This window comes from Paracoccus sp. S4493, from assembly GCF_000967735.1.
GTDB classification, from domain to species: domain Bacteria; phylum Pseudomonadota; class Alphaproteobacteria; order Rhodobacterales; family Rhodobacteraceae; genus Paracoccus; species Paracoccus marcusii.
This window is the reverse complement of record NZ_JXYF01000219.1, coordinates 1-8,725: the sequence shown is the minus strand read 5'-3', so window position 1 is coordinate 8,725 and position 8,725 is coordinate 1. Positions and strand designations below refer to the sequence as shown.

The window sequence follows — 8,725 nt, the reverse complement described above, 5'->3', positions numbered from 1 at the left end:
CCGCCTTTTGTCCGCCCGATTTGGCGTGCGCGCCCCCCTTTTTCACGCACAGGCTCGACGCCGTGCGGTGTGCTTTGAGATAGGTCGCATCGATCATGATCGTCTTGTGATCGGCGCTCTCAGCGGCCAGGCCGACCATGATCCGGGCGAAGACCCCGTTGTCACTCCAGCGCTTCCAACGGTTGTAGAGGGTCTTGGCGGGCCCGTATTCCTTCGGCGCATCACACCACCGCAACCCATTGCGGTTGATGAAGATTATGCCGCTGAGAACGCGGCGATCATCGACGCGGGGCTTGCCATGACTCTTGGGAAAGAACGGCTTCAGGCGTTCCATCTGGGCATCGCTCAGCCAGTAAAGATTGCTCATCGATCAGGTCTCCTGGCGGAGCCTGAATCATGCCAAACGCCTGAAATCAATGGGTCTGGAGCGTAGGGGGCAGTCAACGCGCTAGCCGTCCATCTTCGCACCTAAAGGATAAAGTCCGAAGCGCCCATCCGCTGAACGCCGGCTAACCAAACGGCAAAATCCTGAACGCCGTCCCCATCAAGGTCGGCACGAACCGAAATGCCGCTCTCCTCGCGGATCAGCCAGACAGCATGCTCCGCAGGTCCATTGGGGTTGAAGATCAAGGCTTGGTTACCCGCTCTGCTCAGATCGGCGTCTAGCCGGGAGAGGTCTATCTTATCCTCGCCTGGCGTGAAATCGACGATGACGTCCCGCCCCTGACCTGGACGGCTATCGTTCTGACTAAAAAATACGAATCTGTCGGCATCTGCGCCGCCATGCAGTCTGTCTGTGCCCGCCCCACCAGCAATGGTATCCCGGCCCACCCCACCGACCAGAATGTCGTTACCGTAACCGCCATTCAGATAGTCATCACCGGCATCACCATAAAGATGGTCGTTGCCTGAGTTGCCAAACAGTCGATCGTTTCCTGGACCGCCGGAGATTAGGTCATTGCCGTGATGACCAACGACAGTATCATTACCCCATCCGCCATACAGATGGTCATGGCCATCGCCACCGTGAAGCCAGTCGTTGCCTGACTTTCCAAGCATCCGATCATTACCCACCCCGCCCCAGAGTCGATCGTGACCATCGCCGCCATCCAAGATGTCGGCGCCAAAACCGCCATTCAGTCGATCATTACCGCTGCCCCCATAAAGAGCGTCATTCCCGGCATCTCCAAAGATCAGATCATTTTCTGATCCCCCGAAAATTGTGTCGTCGCCGGAGGCCCCGTGCAATGTGTCATTGTCCGATCCCCCCGCGATGACGTCGTTACCCAATCCCCCGGCGATTATATCGTGACCTCTTCCGCCGTCGATGGAGTCATTTCCTACCCCGCCGAAGATGCGGTCATGACCGTGATACCCATCGATGTAGTCGCTCCCTTCGCCGCCGTGAATCGTGTCGTCTCCCCGATTTCCAAAAATGAAATCATGTCCGCCAAAACCGAAGAGACTTTGTCCACGATCGGGAGATCCTTCAATACGGTCGTTGCGGGCGGTACCAGAGAAGATATGGTTTCTTGGGCTGAACTGATGATCATATTGGGCCTCGACCGGCAGGAAGCGCGCCGGAATGAAATTAACGGGGTTTCGATAGACCACATCCGCCGACGCCGGCACGCCATCTGCCCATTCTTTGGGCCAGTAGATAAAGTGGTTTTCCTCCGAGGACTCGGAGTTTCGCCCGTCGGACTGAATCGTCGGAGAGGCGTGCCGCGCACCCTCAAGGGCATAAAGAATGCGATTGTCGATGAGGATCCACTGTTGGCCGAGATGCTGGACAATCCGGATATTGTCGGGAGGATCATAAAGGTTCACCAGGGCATTCTTGATCCAGATCGAGTCCTGTGTCGGATCAAAATCGTCAATCCTTCCAGTAATCTGCTGGTCGCCCTGTGCCACCCCCGAAAAAACGAATCTGTCCGCCCCGTGGCCACCAAACAGATGGTGCCCGAACCTGGCGGCGTAAGTATCACCATTGTAGCGAGCCATGCCAAGATAGAAGGTGTCGTTGCCCCAGTCTCCATAGGCATGAGTTTGGAACTGCTGTGGCAGCGGCGCCCCATACCCAAACGCATGGATAGTATCATTACCGCGGCCTCCAGATATTAAGCCGCCCCGAACCCCTCCGAAGAGCACATCATCGCCAGCCCACCCGCGAATATCGACGACCCCAGTCCCGCCGTGAATGGTATCAGCATAATCTGTCCCAATCACACCTGATCGTTTGTGCTCTGAGTGATTATGAGAGAGCGGCAAATCGTACTCCTTCAAAATGAATTATATATTATATGTCATGCCGAAGCTATGCAGCAGCAATTAGCGCCGCTTATATCGGAGACAAGAGCTTCTCAACTTTACAGATAATCATCAGCATATCTACCCTCACCTTTCGCTACAAAATTATCAAAAGAGTAGGAGAGCCATGCAGGTATCCCAAGCACACCTACTGCTAGAGCCGCAAGTGATCCATAAAAATTTCCGCTGAATCCAAATATTACCGCCGATAGAAAAATAAATACTGAAATCGATGCGATGTGCGCGATAATTAGATTGACTCTTAAGTCAATATTCAAGCTCCACCAAATCTTCGAAATTATAAATCGTAGCGAGAAAAGAATCGCGGATATTAAAACGGCAAAACCTCCAGCTACGGCATAAATGTAGGCGGCAAATATTATGCCGGTACCTGAAGCGAGAGACATCAGTGCGGCGAACGTCCCGGTGACGATGCCTGCAATAATCATTGGAACCAGCATAGGCCACCACCCCCTTGCAAGGACCTCATAACATCTCTTAGGTTGATTAAATGTGATTTTACTCTGCTTATTAGTTAACAAACTGTCAAGTTCAATTCGGCTATACACTGCACTAAAAGTTGCGGCTGGTGAACGGCCGGAGTCTCCGGATAGCCCCCTAACCCCCTGAATCTACACATGTGCGTTGACTAAAGTGAGGATGAATTGGTTTCCGTTCTGCGGCGCGCCTCACGGCCCGGAAAGGGAGTGGTGATATGGGCGACCTTTTTTGGCTGACTGACGCGCAGCTGGTGCTCAGCCCCCTTTATGGATGGTCCGCCCCTCCCGCCGATCTCCGTGTAGGATGTCGGTGTTCAATGGAGGAAGGAGCGGACCATGAGCATTGTGATCGTTGGCATCGACCTGGGCAAGAACAGCTGCAGCATCGTCGGTCTCGACAGCCTGGGGACAGTGGTGGTTCGACGGCGATTGCGTCGTGACAGCGTCATCGCGTTCGCGTCGAAGCTGCCGGCCTGCATCATGGCCATGGAGGCGTGTTGCGGCGCTCATCACATGGGACGGTCGCTGGCAGCACTGGGGCATGAGGTCCGGCTGATGTCGCCGGAATATGTCCGGCCTTACGTAAAGGCGCAGAAGAATGATGATCGCGACGCTGAGGCAATTGCCGAAGCGGCAACCCGTCCCACCATGCGCTTTGTCGAACTCAAGAGCGAGGAGCAGCTCGACGTCCAGACGCTGCATCGGGTGCGGGATCGGCTGGTCGGAGAACGCACGTCGCTGACCAACCAAATCAGGAGCCTTCTGCTGGAACGGGGACATGTTGCGGCACAGGGCCATGCCCGGTTGCGTCACTTGCTCGCTGACCTGCTGGACCCCGCCACGTGCAGCCTCAGTGCCCGCATGGCTTTCCTGCTCGGCGACATGCGCACGCGGTGGGACGAGCTTGGCCGCCGCATTGCCGCTTTTGACGCCGAGTTCTCGGCCATGGCTCGGACCGATGAGCGAGCACGGCGGCTGACAAGCATTCCGGGCATCGGTGCGCTGAACGCCACCGCATTGGTCGCCGCTGTCGGCAACGCCGCGACATTCACGAAAGGAGGCGATCTGGCCGCCTGGCTGGGTCTGGTGCCGAGGCAGGCGACAACAGGCGGCAAACCAAAGCTGCTCGGGATCACAAAGCGCGGCAGTCGATACCTGCGCAAGATGCTGATCCAAGGCGCGCGATCTGCCATGCCAACATTGGCGAAGGCGAATACAGCAATAGGCGCCTGGCTGCGTGCGCTGCTTGTGCGCACCCATCCCAACATCGCTGTTGTCGCCCTTGCGGCGAAGATGGCCCGCACTGTCTGGGCGCTTCTGCGGCACGGGCGAAATTATGAAGCCGTGCCGCAGGCGGCCGGTTGAGGAACACGCGCCCGTCTTGAACACAGCCGGGCGCAACGAGCTGCGAGTGGTGAAAGGAAGATGGCCTGACAGTTGATCGGCGTTGCAAAAACCTCCGGCGCAAAATGGCCCACCGAGGCCGGCCCCTTTATGAGGATTGTGACGCGCGGATCTCCATCTTGGCGGCGGCCTTTGTGCCGACATGCCGGATACGTTTGTGCAGACTGATCATGTTATCAAAAATTGCCGCTTGCAGACGGGGCGGACCATACGTTTGCGCCCGCTGCCTGATGATGGGCGCGGACCACTGTGCTGTCGATCATCTGAAGTGCGTCCGGCACGATCCGGCTTTCGAGCAAGACCTCCAGGATCTGCTCCCACGAACCCGCCAGGGTCCAGCGTCGGAACTGGCGGTAGACACTGGACCACTTCCCGAACTCTGCCGGCAAGTCACGCCACGGCGAGCCTGTCCGCGTTCGGCATGGCCTTGAACCAGTGGCGGCTCATGCCTCACTCCAGAAAATCCCATCAAGAAAGAGCCGATGGTTGGTAGGTTTGCGCCCGTTCGGCACTCGGACGGCCAGAATGAAGCGCTCGTGAAAAGCCCACTCTTCGTCCGACATCAAATCTCGTGCCAAGCTGGTCTCCATCACAGATACCAGCTTGAATCACGATCAGCGCGCCCGGTGAATCCTTTCGTCAACAAGGCCTCGTCATTTCGCCATCAAGCGATGAGTACGGTCGCCGGTTGTCGCAAGAGCCCAGAGCGCGCCAAAGGCCTGGGGCCTGCCTCCTTTCTGGCGGTCGGGTTTCAGTCTCATGGCATGACTAACCCTTGCGCTACCGCCGGAATATCCAGCGAAGCATGCCGGCAAGCCTGAAAATCGGCATCCTGTCTTGCCGCCGACGGAAACACGTCACACACTCCTAACACTATTTTACATCTGCGAGTTGATACGGCTGAACCCTAAGAAAGTGGTAAGACGATTTCAGTCGGTAACCCTTTGGGCATCTGACCGCATTTAAAGGGACCCTTTGACGATGGATCAGCATGACGAGCTTCGTCTTCTGAGAGGCGCCTGCGCCGCCGGCCAGACCGGCGCGTGGTATTACCGCGTTGGTGAGGATCGCGTTGAATGGACGCCACTTCTCCACGATCTGTTTGCTGTTCCGGTGGGAACGGAACTCGGTCTGGACTTTGCCCTGTCATTCTACGTCGAAAAAAGCAGGCAAGCAGTCACAGAAGCAGTCAACGCCTGCCTTGCCAACGGAGCGTCGTGGAACCTGGACGTGCAGTGCCGCTCCATGACAGGTAGGTTGTTCTGGGCCAGAACCATCGGTGAGGCGATCCTGCAGGATGGGCGCGTGGTGGCGCTGCAGGGTGCCTTCCAGGACATCAGTCGGGAACGCGCTGCGATCGACGAGCAAATGCGTGCACAGGCGGAGCTATCGTTCGTTATGCGCACGATGACCGACGGCTTTTTCCTGCTTGATAGAAGTTGGCAATTCACATTCGTAAATGTGGCTGCAGAACAGATGCTCCGCCGCCCCCCTACCGAGCTTGTCGGGCAGTGTATCTGGGAGGAATTTCCCGAATCTCGCGGCACGATCTTCGAGCGGACTTACCGGACTGTCAGTGAAACGGGACACTCGGAGTCATTCCAAGCCTATTTCGCTCCGCTGGAGAGCTGGTTTCATGTGACCGTTCATCCTGCTCAGACAGGCATCGCGGTCCACTTCCGGAACGTGACCCGCGAGGTGAGCGAACAGCGTGATCTTCGGCTGTTCAGGACAGCCATAGACGCAATGACCACGGGCGCGGTCATGCTTGAGAGACGTGAAGGCGCCATCGACTTCTGGCCGATCATGTATGCGAACGCCGCGGCGATCGCACTTCAGGATCAGGATGGGCAGCAGCTGTTGGGAAAGACCCTGAAAGAGGTGATGCAGGAGACGGATTGCATCCCCAGTATCGACCATGTGCGCGATAGGCTTGCAGCGCAGCAGCTTTGCCAATTTGAGGCGCGACACCACCGTTCAGGACGCCAGGAGATACTGGAATGCGTTGCCGTGCCGCTGGCGGGTGAACATGACGGGCACGGGCATGCGGTGGTGCTCATCAACGATGTGACGGAGCAAAGGCATAGTGCTGAAGAACGTCAGCGAAGTGAGCGCTTGGCATTGATCGGGCAGATGGCAGGGGGCGTCAGCCACGATTTCAACAATCTGCTTGCAGTGATCCTGGGGAACGTCGAGCTACTGGAACTGACCGCTGATCCCGACGAGGCCAGAATACTGATCTCGGAGGCCCGCGATGCAGTGATGCGCGGCAAGTCCTTGAACGATAGCCTTCTTGCCTTTGCAGGAAAGTCGAAGCTGACGCCGCAGACAGCGGATCTAGGCCGCTTCCTGCAATCCTGGGCGCCTTTTGTGCGACGTGCTATCCCATCGCGCATCAAAATCGAATTGGAGGTGGAGACCGCTGTTCCGCCGGTTTTGATAGATGCAGCCATGGCGGAAAGCTGCCTCCTGAACCTGGCCCTCAATGCCCGCGATGCGATCGAGGGATCGGGCACCATTCGGATAATGCTCGGCGTGATACACCGTGCGCATCCCAATGGGGGAGCAACTCAAGCATGGGTATGCCTTTCCGTCGCCGATACCGGCTCCGGTATCCCGGAGCATCTGCATGAACAGGTGTTCCAGCCGTTCTTCACGACACGCTCACCCGGCCAGGGGTCGGGTCTTGGACTGTCACGTGTGCGCGGTTACCTCGAACAGATGGGCGGCTTCGTGACGCTTTCCAGCACGGCCGGGAAGGGTACGACCATTTCCATGCTCTTCCCCATTGCGCCTGTCGACACGCGGCATGTGGAAGGCGACGCTCCAGCCGCGGCAGCCATTCCGGAAAAGAAACGAAAAGCGCTTGTGGTCGATGATACACCGGCGGTCGCACGGGTGATTGCGCGAATGCTGAACTCGTTGGGTTGCGATACGCTCATCGCAGCTAACGGCAGGGAGGCACGGGACATCATCAATCGTGAAAGCGGGTTGGATCTGCTGATAAGCGATGTGGTGATGCCGGGAGAGTCCGGATTGGACCTTGCCTGCGCGATCTCGAAGACCCACCCCGGCATCCGCATTGCCCTTATGTCCGGCTACAACCAAGAAAAGCTGTCTGCCAACGAAGGTTTGGCTAACATCGTCTTCTTGGCAAAGCCTGTCAGTCGAGCACAACTCGAGACCTTCATCTCTCCGACGCGGCCATCTATCTCCTAGCTCAAGATGCGCACCTGGAACTGCAGCAAACTGCGATCGGTCCAATCAAGGTAGCTTGGGAGACCTGAACATTTGGAATAATCAGGTCTTCCGCGCTAGCAAATAATTACGACGCTCTACATGTGACCTATCGGGCCCCCTTGGAGGTTATCAGTGCAGGCACGGTCCTGGCGATGATGCGGAGGTCACTCAGCAAGGTCCACTGCACCACGTAATGGCGGTCCATACGGACACGCTCTGCATAAGTCGTATTGCTTCGTCCACTGACCTGCCACAGTCCCGTCAGACCTGGTCGGGTCGCCAGGTAGTAACGCGCTGTGCTACCATAATGAGCCAACTCGTCCCGCACGATCGGACGCGGACCGACCAGGCTCATCTCGCCCTTCAGGACGTTCAGAAGCTGGGGGAGTTCGTCCAAGCTCAATTTCCGCAGCACGTGCCCAATGGGCGTGACACGTGGATCGTTCGTGAGCTTGCGTTGCTCGCTCCATATGACCGCATCTTCAGGATTTTCTTTCAGATGCTGCTCCAGAACCTCATCGCCATTGACGACCATGGTCCGAAACTTCCAGCAGTTGAACTCACGACCGTCAAAGCCAATGCGGCGATGACCGTAAAGCATCGGCCCCTTATCGCGCTGCTTAATGAGCAGCGCCAATCCGAGCATCAGCAGGCCTAGAAACGGCAGAACGAGCAAAATCAACGCAATATCAAGGGTGCGCTTGCTCGCGCCACCAAGAGGTAGGGGTTCCTTCGCGGATCTGGATCGACTCGATGTATCACCATCAAGCGTCAATGCGCCGATGGGCGGGCGACGGTCCCTACCTGCTGAACATTCGATGGAAGATCTCTCTGAGCTGGACACGGCTCACCCCTTACGCACAAAAACGAACAATCCATTACCAATTGAATAAAATTGTCTACGTTTCAACCGAACCGGCCCCGGTCTTACCCACAAAAAGTGACAGTTGGTTAACGTCGGGCGGTCGTGGTCAGATTTTAGGATCCCACAACGGTACGGCACCTAGATTACGTCAATTGGTTGAATCCAAGAGCTTTTTAACATAGATCACCATAAGAGTTTACTGTGGTCTATATCCGCGTTCACCCGGGAGATGATGAGGCCTGTTAACTAATTTGATCGGCACAACCACATATTTGGAACGGCAGTTCGTGATGAAGGTTAATATTTATCGAGGCAGCAGTTGCCAATCTGCTCGAGCGGCACCCACCGGTGGCAGATGTGAGGACAACCATGAAACGACGTCTTCTGCTAGGGTCCAGACTCATTG

Annotated in this window: 5 protein-coding genes and 2 pseudogenes; 2 read left to right on the top strand and 5 right to left on the bottom strand. The window is 56.7% G+C overall.

What is annotated here, in order from left to right; all coding sequences use genetic code 11:
• From TW83_RS16485 to TW83_RS20815, 3 genes and pseudogenes are all read right to left on the bottom strand, one after another.
• Positions 1–367: pseudogene (locus TW83_RS16485) on the bottom strand (IS5 family transposase); the annotation flags it as partial.
• Positions 368–468: 101 nt separating this feature from the next.
• Positions 469–2,271, bottom strand: a complete 1,803-nt coding sequence (locus tag TW83_RS22330) for a calcium-binding protein (protein ID WP_157001700.1) — start codon at positions 2,269–2,271, stop codon at positions 469–471.
• Positions 2,272–2,369: 98 nt separating this feature from the next.
• Positions 2,370–2,771 carry a hypothetical protein gene (locus tag TW83_RS20815; RefSeq protein ID WP_157001698.1) on the bottom strand — a complete coding sequence of 134 codons (402 nt, stop codon included), beginning with the start codon at positions 2,769–2,771 and terminating at the stop codon, positions 2,370–2,372.
• A gap of 375 nt (positions 2,772–3,146) precedes the next feature.
• Here TW83_RS20815 and TW83_RS16465 point away from each other — a divergent pair, with 375 nt between their 5' ends.
• On the top strand, positions 3,147–4,175 hold the full coding sequence (locus tag TW83_RS16465) for an IS110 family transposase (RefSeq protein WP_045983869.1): 1,029 nt from the start codon (positions 3,147–3,149) through the stop codon (positions 4,173–4,175).
• A gap of 254 nt (positions 4,176–4,429) precedes the next feature.
• On the opposite strand, the pseudogene TW83_RS16460 reads toward TW83_RS16465, so the two are convergent.
• A pseudogene (locus TW83_RS16460) lies at positions 4,430–4,804 on the bottom strand (transposase); the annotation flags it as partial.
• A 391-nt stretch (positions 4,805–5,195) separates the two neighbouring features.
• Here TW83_RS16460 and TW83_RS16455 point away from each other — a divergent pair.
• A complete protein-coding gene (locus TW83_RS16455; RefSeq protein WP_045983868.1) occupies positions 5,196–7,433 on the top strand; it encodes a PAS domain-containing protein in 2,238 nt (745 codons plus the stop codon).
• Positions 7,434–7,560: 127 nt separating this feature from the next.
• Here TW83_RS16455 and TW83_RS16450 read toward each other — a convergent pair whose 3' ends face one another.
• Positions 7,561–8,298, bottom strand: a complete 738-nt coding sequence (locus TW83_RS16450; RefSeq protein WP_239441409.1) for a sugar transferase — start codon at positions 8,296–8,298, stop codon at positions 7,561–7,563.
• Positions 8,299–8,725 lie beyond the last annotated feature (427 nt).